Annotated in this window: 17 protein-coding genes and 1 tRNA gene; 14 read left to right on the plus strand and 4 right to left on the minus strand. The window is 61.6% G+C overall.

What is annotated here, in order from left to right; genetic code table 11:
- Positions 1 to 63: 63 nt before the first annotated feature.
- The 13 genes from recJ (at position 64) to KI236_RS08035 (ending at position 12111) form a co-directional block, all read left to right on the plus strand.
- Entirely contained in the window at positions 64 to 2142 is a 2079-nt protein-coding gene (recJ, locus tag KI236_RS07975; protein WP_212820945.1) for a single-stranded-DNA-specific exonuclease RecJ, read from the plus strand.
- A gap of 11 nt (positions 2143 to 2153) precedes the next feature.
- Positions 2154 to 4361, plus strand: coding sequence for a RelA/SpoT family protein (locus KI236_RS07980; protein WP_212820947.1), 2208 nt, complete (start codon positions 2154 to 2156; stop codon positions 4359 to 4361).
- 534 nt (positions 4362 to 4895) lie between these two features.
- Positions 4896 to 5342 (plus strand): D-aminoacyl-tRNA deacylase, encoded by a 447-nt coding sequence (gene dtd / locus KI236_RS07985; RefSeq protein ID WP_212820949.1) that lies wholly within the window; start codon positions 4896 to 4898, stop codon positions 5340 to 5342.
- A gap of 12 nt (positions 5343 to 5354) precedes the next feature.
- Positions 5355 to 5978, plus strand: coding sequence for an MBL fold metallo-hydrolase (locus KI236_RS07990; RefSeq protein ID WP_212820951.1), 624 nt, complete (start codon positions 5355 to 5357; stop codon positions 5976 to 5978).
- Positions 5975 to 7453 carry a coproporphyrinogen dehydrogenase HemZ gene (gene hemZ, locus KI236_RS07995; RefSeq protein WP_212820953.1) on the plus strand — a complete coding sequence of 493 codons (1479 nt, stop codon included), beginning with the start codon at positions 5975 to 5977 and terminating at the stop codon, positions 7451 to 7453. Before KI236_RS07990 ends, hemZ begins: the two co-directional genes overlap by 4 nt.
- 28 nt (positions 7454 to 7481) lie before the next feature.
- Positions 7482 to 9068, plus strand: coding sequence for a putative polysaccharide biosynthesis protein (locus KI236_RS08000; RefSeq protein ID WP_212820955.1), 1587 nt, complete (start codon positions 7482 to 7484; stop codon positions 9066 to 9068).
- A 35-nt stretch (positions 9069 to 9103) separates the two neighbouring features.
- A complete protein-coding gene (gene mazG, locus KI236_RS08005) occupies positions 9104 to 9886 on the plus strand; it encodes a nucleoside triphosphate pyrophosphohydrolase (protein WP_212820957.1) in 783 nt (260 codons plus the stop codon).
- A gap of 65 nt (positions 9887 to 9951) precedes the next feature.
- Positions 9952 to 10227, plus strand: a complete 276-nt coding sequence (locus KI236_RS08010) for an HU family DNA-binding protein (RefSeq protein ID WP_212820960.1) — start codon at positions 9952 to 9954, stop codon at positions 10225 to 10227.
- A 66-nt stretch (positions 10228 to 10293) separates the two neighbouring features.
- Positions 10294 to 10551, plus strand: a complete 258-nt coding sequence (locus tag KI236_RS08015; RefSeq protein WP_212820962.1) for an RNA-binding S4 domain-containing protein — start codon at positions 10294 to 10296, stop codon at positions 10549 to 10551.
- 53 nt (positions 10552 to 10604) lie between these two features.
- Positions 10605 to 10889: a YabP/YqfC family sporulation protein gene (locus tag KI236_RS08020; RefSeq protein WP_212820964.1), complete on the plus strand. Its 285-nt coding sequence runs from the start codon at positions 10605 to 10607 to the stop codon at positions 10887 to 10889.
- 3 nt (positions 10890 to 10892) lie between these two features.
- On the plus strand, positions 10893 to 11363 hold the full coding sequence (yabQ, locus tag KI236_RS08025) for a spore cortex biosynthesis protein YabQ (protein ID WP_212820966.1): 471 nt from the start codon (positions 10893 to 10895) through the stop codon (positions 11361 to 11363).
- Positions 11360 to 11650, plus strand: coding sequence for a septum formation initiator family protein (locus KI236_RS08030; RefSeq protein ID WP_212820968.1), 291 nt, complete (start codon positions 11360 to 11362; stop codon positions 11648 to 11650). Before yabQ ends, KI236_RS08030 begins: the two co-directional genes overlap by 4 nt.
- A gap of 38 nt (positions 11651 to 11688) precedes the next feature.
- On the plus strand, positions 11689 to 12111 hold the full coding sequence (locus KI236_RS08035) for a S1 RNA-binding domain-containing protein (protein ID WP_212820970.1): 423 nt from the start codon (positions 11689 to 11691) through the stop codon (positions 12109 to 12111).
- A gap of 335 nt (positions 12112 to 12446) precedes the next feature.
- On the opposite strand, the gene KI236_RS08040 is transcribed toward KI236_RS08035, so the two are convergent.
- Positions 12447 to 12935, minus strand: coding sequence for a gamma carbonic anhydrase family protein (locus tag KI236_RS08040; RefSeq protein ID WP_212820972.1), 489 nt, complete (start codon positions 12933 to 12935; stop codon positions 12447 to 12449).
- A gap of 82 nt (positions 12936 to 13017) precedes the next feature.
- On the minus strand, positions 13018 to 13863 hold the full coding sequence (locus tag KI236_RS08045) for a pyridoxamine kinase (protein ID WP_212820973.1): 846 nt from the start codon (positions 13861 to 13863) through the stop codon (positions 13018 to 13020).
- Between the two features lie 212 nt (positions 13864 to 14075).
- Between KI236_RS08045 and KI236_RS08050 the strand changes: the two genes are divergently transcribed.
- A tRNA-Leu gene (locus KI236_RS08050) sits at positions 14076 to 14160 on the plus strand.
- A 131-nt stretch (positions 14161 to 14291) separates the two neighbouring features.
- Here the strand turns inward: KI236_RS08050 and KI236_RS08055 are convergent.
- A complete protein-coding gene (locus tag KI236_RS08055) occupies positions 14292 to 14840 on the minus strand; it encodes a TetR/AcrR family transcriptional regulator (RefSeq protein ID WP_212820975.1) in 549 nt (182 codons plus the stop codon).
- Between the two features lie 78 nt (positions 14841 to 14918).
- The gene (locus KI236_RS08060) at positions 14919 to 15800 is read right to left on the minus strand and encodes a YitT family protein (protein WP_212820977.1); all 882 of its coding nucleotides are present in this window, start codon (positions 15798 to 15800) and stop codon (positions 14919 to 14921) included.
- Positions 15801 to 15927 lie beyond the last annotated feature (127 nt).

Here is a 15927-nt window from a genome sequence, read left to right on the forward strand (position 1 = left end):
GCGAGCCTTTTGTCGGAAAAATCCGCAGGATTTTTCGGCAGCTTACAAGGAGGTGAGCCGGGCATGAAATTTGAAAAGTGGAATCTTCCCGCCGCTGCCCCTGCGGTCGCGGAGCTGGAGCAGGCCGGCTACCCGGCTCTGCTGTCGGCGGTGCTGGCCGCCCACGGCATTACCGATGATGCCGCCGCCCGGGCTTTCCTGCAGATCGACGACACCCTCACCCTCTCCCCCTTCCTGATGAAGGACATGGATCGGGCCGTCCGGCGCATCCGGCAGGCTATGGAGAAGGGCCAGCATATCGCCGTTTTCGGCGACTATGATGTGGACGGCATCACCGCCACTGCCATACTGGTGGACTATCTGCGCCGCTGCGGCGCCGAGGTCAGCCACTATATCCCTCGGCGCATCGAGGACGGCTACGGTCTCTCCGCAGACGCCTTAGGCACCCTCCGCAGTCGGGGCGTGGAGCTGGTGGTCAGCGTGGACTGCGGCATCACCGGGGTGGAGGAGGTGGACTATGCCGCCTCCCTGGGCATGGATGTGGTGGTGACGGACCACCACGAGTGCAAGGAGGAGCTGCCCCGGGCCGCGGCGGTGGTAGACCCCCACCGGCCCGACTGCCCCTATCCCTTCAAGCACCTGGCCGGCTGCGGCGTGGCCCTGAAGCTGGTGCTGGCCCTGGGCGGCGAAGAAAACCGGGAGGCCCTGCTCACCCGATACTGCCCCCTGGCCGCCGTGGGCACCGTGGCGGATGTGATGCTCATGACCGGGGAAAACCGCACCATTGTGGCCCGAGGTCTTTCCCATATTGCAGATAGCGACTTCATCGGCCTCCGGGCCCTCCTACAGGAGACGGGCCTGCTGCAAAAGGAGATCACCTCCGTGCAGATCGGCTTTGTCCTGGCCCCCCGTATCAACGCCGCCGGGCGCATGGGCGAGGCGGACCGGGCGGCGGACCTGATGCTGTGCAAGGACCCCATCCGGGCCCAGGCTCTGGCCCGAGAGCTGTGCGACCTGAATCGCCAGCGCCAGGCCGTGGAGCAGGAGATTTATGCCCAGGCCATCGACATGATCGAAGCCATGCCCGCCCAGGAGCGCCACGCCTTGGTCCTGGCGGACCGCCGGTGGCACCAGGGGGTGGTGGGCATCGTGGCCTCCCGTCTCAGCGAGAAATACGCCTGCCCCAGCTTTATGATCCACATTTCCGGCCACACCGGCAAAGGCTCCTGCCGCAGCTGGGGGGGCTTTAACCTCTTTGCCGCCCTGGAAGAGTGCAGCGACCTGCTCCTGGGCTTCGGCGGCCACGAGCTGGCCGCAGGCTTTACCATTGAAGAAGAAAATATCCCCGCCTTCCGGGCCCGGATGAACCAATGCGTTCTGCGCTTTATGGATGGCCGCCCCGCCACCTCCGCCCTGGATGTGGATGTGATGCTGCGCCGCCCGGAGCTGGTGACGCTGTGGGAGGTGGAGCAGCTCCGCCGCCTGGAACCCTACGGAAACGGCAACGGTCGTCCCCTCTTCTGCCTGCCGGGCGTGACCCTGGAGCGGGTGCAGGGCGTAGGGCAGAACCGTCACCTGAAGCTGCTCTTTTCCAAGGGGGCGTCACAGCTGGAGGGCATATTCTTTTCCGTTACTCCCCAGCAGTGTCCGGTTCGGCCCGGAGAGCGGGTGGATGTGGCCTTTTATTTGCAGATAAATGAGTTTCGCGGCAGCCGCACGGTGCAGCTCCAGGTGGTAGACCTGCGCCCCTCCCTGCAATGCTCGGCCCGGGAGGAGGAGTCGCTGCTGCTTGTGCGCAGACTCAAGCAGGGCCAGGCTCCGGCGTATAAGGACGCCCTTCGTATGCTGCCCTCCCGGCAGCAGTGTGTGGCCGCCTGGCGGTATTTGCAGCAGGCGGCAGGCGGCGGCCCGGTACAGCTGTTCACCCTGCCGTTTCTGCGCAGGCTCTCCGCCGCCATCCCCGGCACAGACTCGTTTCTGCGGGGCTGCTTCTGCATGGAGCTGTTTTGCGAGCGGGGTCTTTTGCAGCGCAAGACAGACAGCGAGCATATGACCCTGTGCCTGTCCCCCGGGCAGGAAAAAGTGGACCTGGAGCGCTCTGTTTACTGGCAGGCGCTTGTGGATAATATCAAAGGAAAGTGAGGTAAGGCGGCATGAATGTGCAGGAAAAATACCAGCGTCTGGAGGATACCGTCCGCAGCTACAATCCCGGCGCCAATTTTGACTTGATCCGCTCGGCGTTTCTCTATGCCGAGGAGCATCATCGCGGCCAAAACCGCAAGGACGGCTCACCCTTTGTCACCCATCCCCTGGCTGTGGCGCAGATCGTGGCGGAGGAGCTGCACCTGGATTCCGAGTCCATTGCCGCCGCCCTGCTCCACGACACCATCGAGGACACCGACGCCACCCACGAGGACATTGCCCGCACCTTCTCTCCCACCATTGCCGACATTGTGGAGGGCGTCAGCAAGCTCACCCGCGTCCAAGCCGCCTCCAAGGCTGAGGAGCAGATGGAGAACCTACGCAAGATGCTCCTGGCCATGAGCAAGGACATCCGGGTCATCCTCATTAAAATGGCCGATAGGCTGCACAATATGCGCACCATGGAATACCAGACCCCGGAGAAGCAAAAGCAGAAATCCCTGGAGACCATGGAGATCTACGCCCCCATCGCCCATCGCCTGGGAATGCAGAAAATGAAATGGGAGCTGGAGGATCTGAGCCTGAAATACCTGGACCCCATCGGCTACCAGGAGATCATCGACGCCCTGGAGGAAAAGGCCTCGGAGTACGACGGCTTCATGGCCTCCATCCACGATCAGATCACAAAGCGTCTGCAGGAGGCGGGCATTCAGGGCACCGTCTACGGCCGCATGAAGCACCCCTACAGCATCTACCGCAAGATGTATACCCAAAATAAGTCCCTGGACGATGTATTCGACCTCTTTGCCTTCCGGGTCATTGTGGGCACCGTATCCGAGTGCTACCATGTGCTGGGCATCATCCACGACCTGTATAAGCCCGTTCTGGGCCGGTTCAAGGACTATATCGGCACCCCCAAGCCCAATATGTACCAGTCTCTCCACACCACCGTGGTGGGCGAAAACGGCATCCCCTTTGAGGTGCAGATCCGCACCCAGAAAATGCACGAGATCGCCGAATACGGTATCGCCGCCCACTGGAAATATAAGCAGAACGGCCAGGGCGAGGGGGACGAGCATAACTACGAGTGGGTGCGCCGCCTCCTTGAAAACCAGGAGGGCGCCGACGCCGAGGACTTCATCCACTCCCTAAAGGTGGATATGTTCGCCGACGAGGTGTTCGTGTTCACCCCCCAGGGGGATGTGATCAATCTGCCCGCCGGGGCCACACCCATCGACTTTGCTTACAGCATCCACTCCGCCATAGGCAACCACATGGTGGCCGCCAAGGTCAACGGCCACATCGCCCAGTTTGATTCCAAGCTGCAAAACGGCGACATTGTGGAGATCGTCACCTCCAAATCCGCCCACGGCCCCAGCCGCGACTGGATGAAGATCGCCCGGTCCAGCGAGGCCCGCAGCAAGATCCGCCAGTGGTTCAAGCGGGAGTGCCGGGATGAGAACATCGTCCGGGGCCGCGCCTCCTTTGAGGCGGAGGTGAAGCGCACCGGCGTGAGCCTCAAGGAGCTGACGGCGGAGGAGAACCTCCCGGGCATCCTCAAGCGCCTGGCCTACAAGAGTCTGGACGATATGTACGCGGCCATCGGCTACGGCGGCGTCACCTCCCTGAAGCTGGTGGGCCGTCTGCGGGAGGACATCCAGCGTATTCTCAAAATGCACCAGGAGGACCGGGCCGCAGAGGTGCCCCTGAAGGATGAGCCGGAAAAGACCCGTCCCGCCGTGCCCAGGCGTACCAAGAGCGAGCAGGGCATCGTGGTGGAGGGACTGAGCAACTGCCTGGTGAAGTTTGCCAAGTGCTGCACCCCCGTTCCCGGCGACGACATTGTGGGCTTCATCACCCGGGGCTACGGCGTGTCCGTTCACCGGACCGACTGTCCCAATGCCGACCCCGCCCGGCGCAAGCCCGAGGAGGAGGGCCGCTGGATCAAGGTCTCCTGGGACGACAGCACCCGGGAGAATTACAGCACTACCCTGGAGGTGGTGGCCAAGGACCGGCTGAACCTCATTATGGATATTTCCACCGTCCTCTCCTCCACCAAGACCTGGGTCACCAATATGTCCGTCCGCACCACCAATGACGGCTTCGCCCTCATCACCATCGAGGTGGGCGTGTCCGACAGCACCCAGCTGGCCACCGTTCGTCGCCGTCTGGAGCAGGTCTCCGGCGTCCTGCGCGTCACAAGACCCGCCGGAAAGTAACTGGCGGAAAAACTTCGTTTTTTCTGCCAAAAGGCTTGCCGCCTGCGGGCGGCAAACTCTGCGAGGCTTTTTGAACGAGAAAATTTCCTGCAAAAACCCTGTCATTGCAAGACCAGTGACCGATTCACTGGTTGTTGCAATCCGCATCCCCCGTCCTTACTGGCCCCCTTGCCTAAAGGGGGCTGGCACGGCGAAGCCGTGACTGGGGGATTCTTCACCTCACCGCACCCCATGTAACCCCTCCGTAGGGGCGACCCTTGCGGTCGCCCAGGGGAGGGGCAGAGCCCCTCCCCTACGCACCGCAAGATAGGCTTCCGTAGGGGCCGGCGTCCTCGACGGCCCGACCCGAATTTTTCCCGCACCCACGGCAGGGCACATGGGCCCTGCCCTACAAAAATTCTTGTAGGGTGGCACCCGCGTGTGCCACCGCACCCCCTTGCCCCCCTGTCATTGCGAGGGCGCAAAGCGCCCGCGGCAATCCGTCCTCCCCAACGAGGACATTCCCTAATTTCTATAAAAAAGGAGAAATTTACCATGCGTGCTGTATTGACCCGCGTAAAAAGTGCCTCCGTCACCGTAGACGGTTCTGTGATCGGCCAAATCGGCCAGGGCTTCCTGATTCTCCTGGGCGTCACCCACGAGGACACCGAGGCCCAGGCCGTGAAACTGGCGGATAAGCTTATGGGCCTGCGTATCTTCGAGGACGAAAACGGCAAGATGAATCGCAGCCTGGAGGATGTAGGCGGCCAGGTGCTGGTGGTGTCCCAGTTCACCCTGTATGGCAACTGCAAGAAGGGCCGCCGGCCGGAGTTCCTGGCCGCCGCCCGACCCGAGATCGCCATACCCCTCTATGAAAAGTTCATCGCCCTCTGCCGGGACAAGGGCTTCTCTGTGGAAACCGGTGAATTCGGCGCGGAGATGCTGGTGGAGTCCGTCAACGACGGCCCCGTGACCCTCATCGTAGACACCGATCAGCTGTAAGGAGAGAGTACCATGAAAATTGATTCCCTGGCCGTAGGGTCCATCGGCACCAACTGCTATATTCTGCAGGACGAGGCGGCAAAGCTCTGCGCCGTTATCGATCCCGGCGACGAGCCGGAGCGCATTCTTTCCGCCGTGGAACAGACCGGCTGCACCCCCACCATGATCCTGCTGACCCACGGACATTTTGACCACTACACCGCCGTTAAGGGCCTGCTGGAGAAGTGGCCGGAGCTGCCCGTTTACATCCACGAAAGAGATGTCACCGACAAGCCCGTGGGCGGCTTCGGTCTGCTGTTTCCCCGGCTGCCGGAGAAAAACCAGCGGTATTACAAGGAGGGCGACCGCCTGACTCTGGGCGGCCTGACCATCACCGTCCTGGAGACTCCGGGCCACTCCCGGGGCTCTGTGTGCCTGGTGGTGGGCGATGTCATTTTCTCCGGTGACACCCTGTTTCACGGCAGCTGCGGCCGCACGGACTTCGCCGGAGGCAGCTATGAGGACATTCTCCGCTCCCTTAAAAAGCTGGCCCAGCTCCCCGGGCAGTATCAGGTCTATCCCGGCCACGACCGCTCCACCAACCTGGACTTTGAGCGCCGGGTCAATCCCTATGTAAAGCAGGGTCTGCGGAAATGAAGCTGCTGTTTAAGGGCCACGATGCCCGTTACGCCGTGGAGCAGAGCCTGCTGGCCTTTTTCCCCCAGGAGCGCCCGGTATATGACCCGGCGGCCCGGGAGAAAAACCAGGCCACCGTCACCCTCTCCCAGGGAAAAAAATACATCACCGTCGTAACCACCCTATGCTATGCCGGGTGTACCAAGCGGGGCATCTCCCGGGTACTCTGGGACCCCTCGGCGGATGCCTATGCCGCCGAGCGCCTGCGCCAGCGGGCGGTGAAGCTGAGCTTCTTCAAGGCCGCCCGGCAGGTGACGGGGGTGACCCCCTCCTGGGGCGCCCTTACGGGTATCCGCCCGGCCAAGCTGGCGGCGGGCTACCTGGAGCAGGGCATGACGCCCCGGCAGGTGGACCGCCTCCTTCGGGACACCTATTGCGTCTCCCAGACCCGCCGGGAGCTGTGCATCGAGGCGGCCCAGGCGGGGCTGAAGGCCAAGGCGGAGCTGCACCCCGAGGACATCTCCCTCTATATCGGCATTCCCTTCTGCCCCACCCGCTGCGCCTATTGCAGCTTTGTGTCCCAGGCGGTGGAAAAGAGCTTCGGCCTTATGGAGCCGTACCTGGAGGTGCTGCTGGGGGAAATCACCCGAGCGGCGCAGATGGTGGAGGACCTGGGCCTGCACATTAAGAGCTTTTACATGGGCGGCGGCACCCCCACCACCCTCTCCGCCGGACAAATGGACCGGCTGCTGACCCACCTGAACCGCAGCTTTGACCTCTCCCACTGCGCGGAATACTGCATCGAGGCCGGACGGCCCGACACCATTGACCGGGAGAAGCTCCAGGTGCTTTTAGACCACGGCTGCGACCGCATCAGCGTGAATCCCCAGTCCCTGGAGGACAGTGTTTTGCAGGCCATCGGACGGCGGCACACGGCGGCGGACATTGAGCAGACCATGGGCCTGGCCACCTCCATGGGCTTCAAGCATGTGAATATGGACCTTATCGCGGGCCTGCCCGCCGACACCCCCGAGGGCTTCCGGCGGACTCTGGATAAGTGTCTTTCCTTTGGGGCGGACAACATCACCGTCCACACCCTGGCCCTGAAAAAGGGCAGCCGCATCCTCCTGGAGGGGCAGAAGATCCCCTCGGCAGAGGCGGTGGGGCAGATGCTGGACTACTCCGTTTCCGCCCTGCGCGGGGCTGATTTCCACCCCTACTACCTCTACCGGCAGAAGTATATGTCCGGCAGCTTTGAAAACATCGGCTGGTGCATAAGCGGCGCGGAGGGGCTGTATAATATCTATATCATGGAGGAGCTGCACAGCATCCTCTCTCTGGGGGCCGGAGGCTCCACCAAGATGGTAGACCCGGCGGCGGGCCGCATTGAGCGGGTGTTCCACGCCAAATACCCCAATGAATACATCACCCGACCGGAGAAGATCCAAAAAAATCTGGAGGACTTCGCCGACTTTTACCGCAGCATGAAAAAATAAACCGAAAGGGCCGGGAGGAGGGATGGCTTTGCCCCAGCGCAAGCAAAACTTCATGGAGGGCGCCGCCGTTCTGACCCTGGCCGTGGCCGTAACCAAGGTTTTGGGGGCGGTATATAAGATCCCCCTGGGAAACCTGCTGGATAAGGACGGCATGGCCCATTTTTATGTGGCCTACAATATTTATAGCCTGCTGCTCATTGTGTCCACGGCGGGCCTGCCCCTGGCCCTGTCGCGCCTGGTGTCTCAGGCGGAGGCCCGGGGCCGGGTGAACCAGCGCAAACGCATCTTCCGGGTAACCCTGGGGCTTTTCTGTCTGCTGGGCGTGGTGTGCAGCGCCGTGATGCTCCTGTTTGCCGAGCCGCTGTCCCGAGCCCTGCGGGACTCCCAGGCGGCTCCGGCCATCCGGGTGCTGGCCCCGGCGGTGTTTTGCGTGTGTATCCTCTCGGCCATCCGGGGCTATACCCAGGGCCGGGGCAATATGCTCCCCACGGCGGTGAGCCAGATCATCGAGTCCGCCTGCAAGCTGACGGTGGGCCTCACGGTGGCCTGGCTGCTGGTGCGGCAAGGGGCCGAGCCGGGCCGGTGCGCGGCGGGGGCCATCTCCGGCGTGACGGTGGGTGCGGCCACAGGCCTTGCCGTGCTGACCGTTTGGCTCCTGCGCAGCCGCAGCGGCCAGCGGGGGACGGATGTACCCCAGAGCCGCCGGGAGATCCTGCGCCGGGTGCTGCAAATCGGCGTGCCCGTTACCCTGGGCTCCGTGGGCATGAGCCTTATTACCCTCCTGGACCAGGCCCTGGTGCTGGGCACCCTGCAAAGCTCTCTGGGTCTCTCAGAGGCGAATGCCGCCGCGCTCTACGGAGAATACACCTTCGGCATGACCCTGTTTGCCCTGCCTGCGTCCTTTATGTACCCGCTGACCATCAGCCTGGTGCCCTCCATCAGCGCCGCCACTGCCGCCGGGCGGGGGGAGGCCGCCGCCCAAAACGCCGCCTCGGCCCTGAAGCTGGCCATGGTGGTGGCTCTGCCGGTGGGGGTGGGGATGTCGGTGCTGGCGGGCCCCATTTTACACCTGCTGTACCCGGCGGTGCCCCAGACGGCGGAGGCCGCCGCCTATCACCTGTGCATTTTGGGCATCGCCTCGGTGTTTGTGTGCCTGATGATCGCCACGGCGGGCATCCTGCAGGCCTACGGCAAGGAGCGGATCCCGGTCATCACCCTGCTTGTGGGCGGGGGGGTGAAGATTGCCGCCAACTACCTGCTGGTGACAGACCCGGCCATCTCCATCCACGGCGCGCCCATAGGGACGCTGCTGTGCTACGCCGTCATTGCGGGTCTGAATCTGCTGGCCATCGTCCGGGTGGTGCCCCATCGCCTGGGCCTGGGCGGCGCAGCGGGAAAGCTCCTGCTCTCCACAGCGGCCATGGTGGCAGCGGCCCGGGGCGGCTACGGCCTCCTCTCCCGGCACATGGGCTCCGGGGCCGCCACGCTCCTGTCCATTTTGGCGGCGGGGGCGGTCTATGTCCTGCTGGTGCTGTGCCTGGAGGTGCTGCGCCGGGAGGAGATTTTGCAGCTTCCCAAGGGCGAAAAATTGGCAAAATTTCTATTTAAGTCATGAAAAATATGAATTCCTATTGCAATAGAGGGGAAACTATGGTAAATTTTACGAGGAAGCCACGCTACGACTATGCGGATCTGCTGGAGATCATCCGGCTGCTTCGCTCCCCGGAGGGCTGTCCCTGGGACAAGGCGCAGACCCACGCCTCCATTCGCCGGGGCCTGCTGGAGGAGAGCTACGAGGCCGCCGAGGCCATCGACCTGGACGATGCGGCGCTGCTGCAGGAGGAGCTGGGCGATGTGCTGATGCAGGTGGTCTTTCACGCCGACATCGAGAAGGATCGGGGCCGCTTCACCATGGAGGATGTGGTGGACGGCGTGGTGAAAAAGCTCCTGTACCGCCACCCCCATGTGTTCGGGAGTGGACAGGAGGACAGTCCCCAGTCCGTTTCGGTGAGCTGGGATAAGCTCAAGCGGGCGGAAAAGGGGCAAAAGACCACAGGCGATGCCATGGACGCCGTAGCCCGGAGCCTGCCGGGCCTGTGGCGGGCGGAAAAGCTGCAGAAGAAGGCAGCCGACGCCGGCTTCGACTTTAAGGACATCTCCGGAGCGCTCTGCAAGCTGGAGGAGGAGGTCCGGGAGCTGCGCCAGGCCGTGGAAACGGGCCGGGGCGTGGAGGAAGAGCTGGGCGATGTGCTGTTCGCCGCCGTGAAGGTGGGCCGCTTTGCCGGGGTGGACCCGGAGACGGCCATAGCCTCCACCTGCGAAAAATTCATCCATCGGTTCCGGGCCGTGGAGGACGGGGCCCAGGGCCGCCCCCTGGAGACGCTGACCCCGGAGGAAATGACGGAGCTGTGGAACCGGGCAAAGAGATTCTGAAACGAGTATTCGTTTGGAATAAATCGCATAATCACTAAGGATAAAAATATGGGAGGAAATGTATTATGAACAAAACCGAACTGATTGCTGCTGTTGCAGAGAAGAGCGGTCTGTCCAAGAAGGACAGCGAGGCCGCCGTAGTCGCCACCATTGCCGCCATCACCGACGCTCTGAAGGCGGACGATAAGGTGCAGATTGTTGGCTTCGGCTCCTTTGAGGTGAAGAAGAAGGCCGCCCACATGGGCCGCAACCCCCGCACCGGCGAGGCCATGAAGATCGCTGCCAGCAAGAACCCCACCTTCAAGGCCGGCAAGGCTCTGAAGGACGCCGTGGCTGAGTAATTATCTGTCCTATCCCGGTGCCGGTGCGCTCTGCATCGGCACCGATTTTTTCCCAAGGAGAAAGCCATGCGACTGGATAAATATCTAAAGGTGTCCCGGCTTATAAAGCGCCGCACCGTGGCCAACGAGGCCTGCGACAATGAGCGGGTCAGCGTAAACGGCCGTGTGCAGCGGGCCAGCTACGATGTAAAGGTGGGCGACCGCATCAGCATCCGCTTCGGCCCCAAGGAGCTGCAGGTGGAGGTGCTCAGCGTCCAGGACAATGTAGGAAAGGCCGATGCCGCCGCCATGTACCGGGAGGTTTCGGCGGACAAACCGACATAAAAACCAAGACCTCACATACACTGGTAAAAACGGTGTATGGGAGGTCCTTTTTTATGGCATACGAGCTGAAGCAGGCGGCGGAGCTGAGCCAGCGCATTGACTTGACGGGGCGGGAAAGGCTGACGGTGACGGGCGTAGAGGATGTGGAGCGGTTTGACGAGCTGAGCGTGGTCATGCGCACGGCGGCAGGGGTACTGGTGGTGACCGGGGAGGACCTGCACATCGGAAAGCTCTCCCTGGACGGCGGCGAGCTGCTGGTGGAGGGACACATCGACGGACTGAACTATGAGGACGCGCCGGTGCGGAAGGGGTCCTTCTTCTCCAGGCTGCTGGGGTAAGGGATGGAGCTTTATATCCGCCTCCAGGTCCAAACCATCGCCGCGGCCCTGGCCCTGGGGGCGGCGGCGGTGCTGGTGTATGAGCTGCTGCGCACCGTGCGCCTGAACCGGCGCCGTCGCTGGGTGACCCACCTGACCGACGGGGTGTATGTGCTGGCGGCTTTCTGGGCGCTGCTGCGCTTCACCCTGTCCATCGGTCAGGGGGAGCTGCGGCTCTATGTGCTGCCCTGCACAGCCCTGGGCGCCCTCCTCTCCCGGCAGCTCCTGGCCCCGTTTTTTCGGGGCGTGTGGCAGTTTTGGTGGGGCGCGGCGGCGCAGACGGGCCGCTGGCTGTGCCGCCCGGTGATACTTTTTTTGCATTTTTGTAAAAAAGTATTGGTTTTAGCGCAAAAAAATATTGCCTTTTTGAAAAAAATCGGTAAAATAAAACTGTACAGGAAGAAAAATGCGGCGAAGGAGGCGAAGGACGCTTGAAGCAGGCAAGGAAGAAAAAGCGCAGCGCACCCATTACCCTGGTTGTGCTGGTGGTGCTGCTGGCCGTGGTGGCTGTGCAGCTCATCCGTGTATACGGGCAGCTGGGCGAGGCAAAGGCCCAGCGGGAGACCGTGAGCCAGCAGCTGCAGGAGCAGAAAAAAGAAAACAGCGACCTGGAGTCCGACCTGAGCAAGGCCGATGACAAGGAGTTTATCAAGGGCCTGGCCAAGGATCAGTTGGGCCTGGCCGAGGACGGCGAGCGCATTTTTTATGATGTAAACCACTGAGTGGAGAGACTGGGCTAAAGGAGAAAAAACACACATTTATGGATTTGGCGGTTGGGAATATCGTCACCGGAAAGGTGACCACCATCACAAAGTTCGGGGCGTTCATCGCCCTGCCGGAGGGAAAAAGCGGCTTGGTGCATATTTCGGAGGTGGCCCCCACCTTTGTCAGTGATGTGCATGATTTTCTGACAGAGGGCCAGGAGGTCACCGTGAAGATACTGGCCATCACGCCGGAGGGGAAGATCAACCTCTCCATCAAGCAGGCCATGCCCCGTCCCCAGCGTCCCGGGCGTCGGGAAGCCCCTGCCCGCCGGACCGCGCCTACCCCCGCCGCGCCCCCGGAGCCGGCGGAGCAGACCTTTGAGGACAAGCTCAAGCAGTTTATGTCCGTGTCCGACAGCAAGCAGTCTGAGCTCAACCGCTACATAGCCGGTAAACGCGGCGGCCGCCGCAGAAAGTAAAGCAAGCTCCCCGCACGATAAGGGCGGGGAGCTTTTCCTATGTCTATACGGGCCTACCATCGGTTGACAAGGGCAAACATGGTTTTGACGGGCAGAAATACGCCCATACCGCGTCAAGCCCCTTGGAAATACGACAAGTATTCCCTGCGGGTCTTTCCTTGTCTGGACGTATTTCTGCGCGGCAAAACTGCTTCGCACCTGCCAGCGATGGATTTCCGAGCGATTTTTGGCTTTTGAGCCGCAGGCGGGCTGGCGCCCGCCAAGGTGAGAAGGGCAAAAAGCGCCGCAAAGGCGCACTGGCAGGCGTGTTTGCCCTTGTCAACCGATGGTATCGCTTACTCTGCATACTCTGCCGCTTCCCGGCAGTAAAATTCGGCAGCGGCGCGGTTGGAGCGCACCTCTTCCTCCGTCAGAGCCCGGCGGACCTTGGCCGGGGAGCCGAATGCCAGACTGCCGTCGGGAATTTCCATCCCCTGGGGCACCAGGGCCCCGGCGCCGATGATGCAGTCCCGGCCGATTTTCGCACCGTTGAGCACGATGGCGCCCATACCCACCAGGGTATTATCGCCGATGGTGCAGCCGTGTAGAATGGCCCCGTGGCCGATGGTGCAGCCCCGGCCGATGCGGATGGGGAAGCCCGCATCGGTGTGGAGGACGCAGTTGTCCTGGATATTGGTGTCGGGGCCGATAAGCGTCTCCTCCGACTCCGAGCGGATCACCGCGCCAAAATAGATGCTGCTGCCCGGCCCGGCGGTAACATGGCCCCGGACGGTGGCATTCTCCGCCACAAAGGCGGCCTGGGGCAGCTTGGTTTTCTCAATCATAAAGGAACCTCCTTTTTCCCTCCGGGATGCGTTTTCCCGGATATAACAGCTGTAAATACAGGGCGCGTGGCACGCCGCCCCGCTATCCCTGTTTCATTTCCTCAGCCCCCCGCTTTGCCAGCCAGGGAAGGGCCTTTTCAAACTCCACGCCGTACCAGCTTGCCTCCGGGTCCGCCCGGGTGCAGCGGATGCACTCCAGGGTAAAGTCCACCGCCAGGGCCACCGCCTGCTCCAAGCTGCGCCCCTGCATCATGCCGCCCAGCACCGTAGCGGTGAAAATGTCGCCGGTGCCGTGGAAGCTGGCGGGGACCTTCTCGTTGAAATAGGAAAAATAACGGTCCGTCTCCCGGTTATAGGACATGGCGCCCAGACGCTTTTCATCAAAGCTGACCCCGGTAAGCACCACCCGGGGTGCCAGGGCCGAGAGCTTTTTCAGCAGCTGCCGTATAAACGCCTCGTCCGCCTCCTCCCGGTAGGGTGTGTCCGTCAGGAGGCAGGCCTCGGTGAGATTGGGCAGCAGCACATCCGCCCGGGCGCAAACCTTTTTCATGTACTGCGGAAAATCCGGCGCAAAGGGCTTGTAGAGCCGGCCGTGGTCGGCCATAGCCGGGTCCACCACCACCAGGGTGTCCCGGGCGCGAAGCAGGTCAAACACCTGACACACCGCCTCCGTCTGCCGGGGTGAGGCCAGGTAACCGCTGCAGAGGGCGTCCAGATGCACCTGCTGGCTCTGCCAGTGGCGAGCAATGGGCAGCAGCTCGTCGGTGAGGTCCCGGCAGGTGAAATCCGGGAAGATGGTGTGGGTGCTCAGCACCGCCGTGGGGATCACCGCACACTCCACCCCCAGCACCGAAAGCACCGGCAGCGCCACCGTCAGGGAGCATCGTCCCAGGCAGGAGATGTCCTGTATGCTTGCCACTCGCTTCATTGTCATTCCTCCGTTTAGCGGTTAATTACGAATAGTATACCATGATTCCGGATATAAAAACAGGACCAGTTTTGCGCTGACGGATAATACCAGATGAGGCCCGCGGCAAGAGACTCCCTTCCTTACCGCCATTGCAATCTCACCACTTTATCGGCCCTCCCGAAATAAATCTTGTGTACGGGAAAAGAATGTGCTATAATTTCGGAGAAAACGCGGGCATGATGGAATTGGTAGACATGCGAGATTTAGGTTCTCGTGCAGTGATGCGTTGGGGTTCGAGTCCCCATGCCCGCACCAGGCCGCCGCAGGTTCTCTTGCGGCGGCTAAATTTTTATCGTTAGCGCAGATCCTACCCCTTATCGGCCCTCTCCAAAAAAGCCGCCCAAAGGCGGCTTTTTCCGTTGATTCACATTGTTGTACCGAAGCCCTCACGCCTCTACCTGCACAGCGCTGGCCAGGAAGCTGTCAAACAGGTCGGCCAGCCGGTCCACGCTGGTATCGATGTCGTTTTCCATACGGTTCCAGAAAAACTGCATCACAAACCCGATGTAAGCATAGCGGCAAAAGGACGCCACGCTGCGCACCCGCTCCTCGGGCAGCTCCCGTCCCTGGGCCGCCTGCCGAGCCAGGCGGTAAAACACATCGTCCGTCAAGGAGAAGATATATCGCTCCATCCGGTCCCGGGACAGGCCGTCGAAAATGTGATATATAACCTTCGGATGGTCCTTGCACCGGTGCAGCACAGCCTTAGTGGCGCTTTTCCACTCCAAAAAAGAGTCTGCCGGGGCATAGAACTCCACCACCTGCCGAAACCAGGCGTCCAGCAGGGCGTAAATATCCTCATAGTGGTAGTAAAAGGTATTGGGGCTGACCCCGGCGCGCTTGACCAGAGCGGCCACGGTGATCTTGTCAAAGGGCAGCTCCTCCAGCATCTCCGCAAAGGCGGTCATAATGAGCTTTTTCGTGTACAGTGCCACAGCGGCACCTCCTGTGCAGTCAGTGTCTCTGTCTGTATTGTATCGGAAATGCCCCCAAAATGCAAGGGCTTTCGCCCATCAGCTCAGGTGCTTCTCGAAGTTGCCGCCCACGCGAACTCCCTCCTGCACGATGAAGAAGGCATTGGGGTCCACCTTGCGCACCTCCTGCTGCAGGGTCTGGATCTCGTACTTGCTCAGGCACACGCACAGCACCTGCAGGGGCTGATCCGTGTAGGCGCCGTAGCCCTGCCAGTAGGTCACGCCCCGCTCCAGCCGCTCCATGATAAACTTGGGCAGCTCCGTGTGCTTCTCCCTGGTGAAGATCAGCACCTGGACGGTGATGCTCTGCTGGTGGGTCCGGTCCAGAAACAGGCTGTTAAAGACCGTGTAAATGGTGGAATAGATGGCGGTGGCGGCATCAAAGAGCACCAGGCAGAGGGCGTAAAGCACGGCGTTGCAGGAGATGCTGAACTTGCCCACGGTGAAGCCCTTACCCTTCTTGCTCATGTACAGGCCCAGGATGTCAAATCCGCCGCTGCTGCACCCGCAGGTCAGCACGATGCCCCCGGCAAAGCCGTTGACCATGCCCCCCAGGAGGCAGCTGGTGAGGGTGTCCTCCACGATGGGGTGGGCCGGCACCGGTATCATAGTCAGAAACAGGGAGCAGCACACCGTGCAGGTCATCGTCCGCACCACAAAGCCCCGGCCCATGGTTTTCCACGCCAGTATGAGCAGCGGTATATTCAGCAGCAGGTACAGAACGCCGGAGATGTCGAAGCCCGGGTCCACGCCCAGCCTTTGGGTCAAAATGGAGCGAAACAGCTGGCAGAAGCCCAGCAGACCGCCGGTGTATAGATTGTGCGGCACCACAAACAGGTTTATGGATATAGCCATCAGCAGCACACCCAGAATTCCTATCCCCAGGCGCGCCCAGCGGTTATGCAGCGCTTTGCTGAACATGATATGCTCCTCCTTCTATCTGTCCTTTTTCTCATTATTCCCATTTCCCGGCCAAATGTCAATAGAAAAAAATCCGACTGCGGGAAAAACCATCCGGGTTTTTCCCGCAGATGTGCTGCGGAGCTGG

The organism is Vescimonas fastidiosa (assembly GCF_018326305.1).
GTDB lineage: Bacteria > Bacillota > Clostridia > Oscillospirales > Oscillospiraceae > Vescimonas > Vescimonas fastidiosa.

What these genes read in the sequence shown, in the direction of transcription:
- dtd (WP_212820949.1), top strand. Translation starts at nt 4,896, where the DNA reads ATGCGTGCTGTATTGACCCGCGTAAAAAGTGCCTCCGTCACCGTAGAC.
- KI236_RS08015 (WP_212820962.1), top strand. Translation starts at nt 10,294, where the DNA reads ATGCGACTGGATAAATATCTAAAGGTGTCCCGGCTTATAAAGCGCCGC.
- KI236_RS08010 (WP_212820960.1), top strand. Translation starts at nt 9,952, where the DNA reads ATGAACAAAACCGAACTGATTGCTGCTGTTGCAGAGAAGAGCGGTCTG.
- KI236_RS08060 (WP_212820977.1), bottom strand. Translation starts at nt 15,800, where the DNA reads ATGTTCAGCAAAGCGCTGCATAACCGCTGGGCGCGCCTGGGGATAGGA.
- yabQ (WP_212820966.1), top strand. Translation starts at nt 10,893, where the DNA reads ATGGAGCTTTATATCCGCCTCCAGGTCCAAACCATCGCCGCGGCCCTG.
- KI236_RS07990 (WP_212820951.1), top strand. Translation starts at nt 5,355, where the DNA reads ATGAAAATTGATTCCCTGGCCGTAGGGTCCATCGGCACCAACTGCTAT.
- KI236_RS08020 (WP_212820964.1), top strand. Translation starts at nt 10,605, where the DNA reads ATGGCATACGAGCTGAAGCAGGCGGCGGAGCTGAGCCAGCGCATTGAC.
- hemZ (WP_212820953.1), top strand. Translation starts at nt 5,975, where the DNA reads ATGAAGCTGCTGTTTAAGGGCCACGATGCCCGTTACGCCGTGGAGCAG.
- KI236_RS08040 (WP_212820972.1), bottom strand. Translation starts at nt 12,935, where the DNA reads ATGATTGAGAAAACCAAGCTGCCCCAGGCCGCCTTTGTGGCGGAGAAT.
- KI236_RS08045 (WP_212820973.1), bottom strand. Translation starts at nt 13,863, where the DNA reads ATGAAGCGAGTGGCAAGCATACAGGACATCTCCTGCCTGGGACGATGC.
- mazG (WP_212820957.1), top strand. Translation starts at nt 9,104, where the DNA reads ATGGTAAATTTTACGAGGAAGCCACGCTACGACTATGCGGATCTGCTG.
- KI236_RS08035 (WP_212820970.1), top strand. Translation starts at nt 11,689, where the DNA reads ATGGATTTGGCGGTTGGGAATATCGTCACCGGAAAGGTGACCACCATC.
- recJ (WP_212820945.1), top strand. Translation starts at nt 64, where the DNA reads ATGAAATTTGAAAAGTGGAATCTTCCCGCCGCTGCCCCTGCGGTCGCG.
- KI236_RS07980 (WP_212820947.1), top strand. Translation starts at nt 2,154, where the DNA reads ATGAATGTGCAGGAAAAATACCAGCGTCTGGAGGATACCGTCCGCAGC.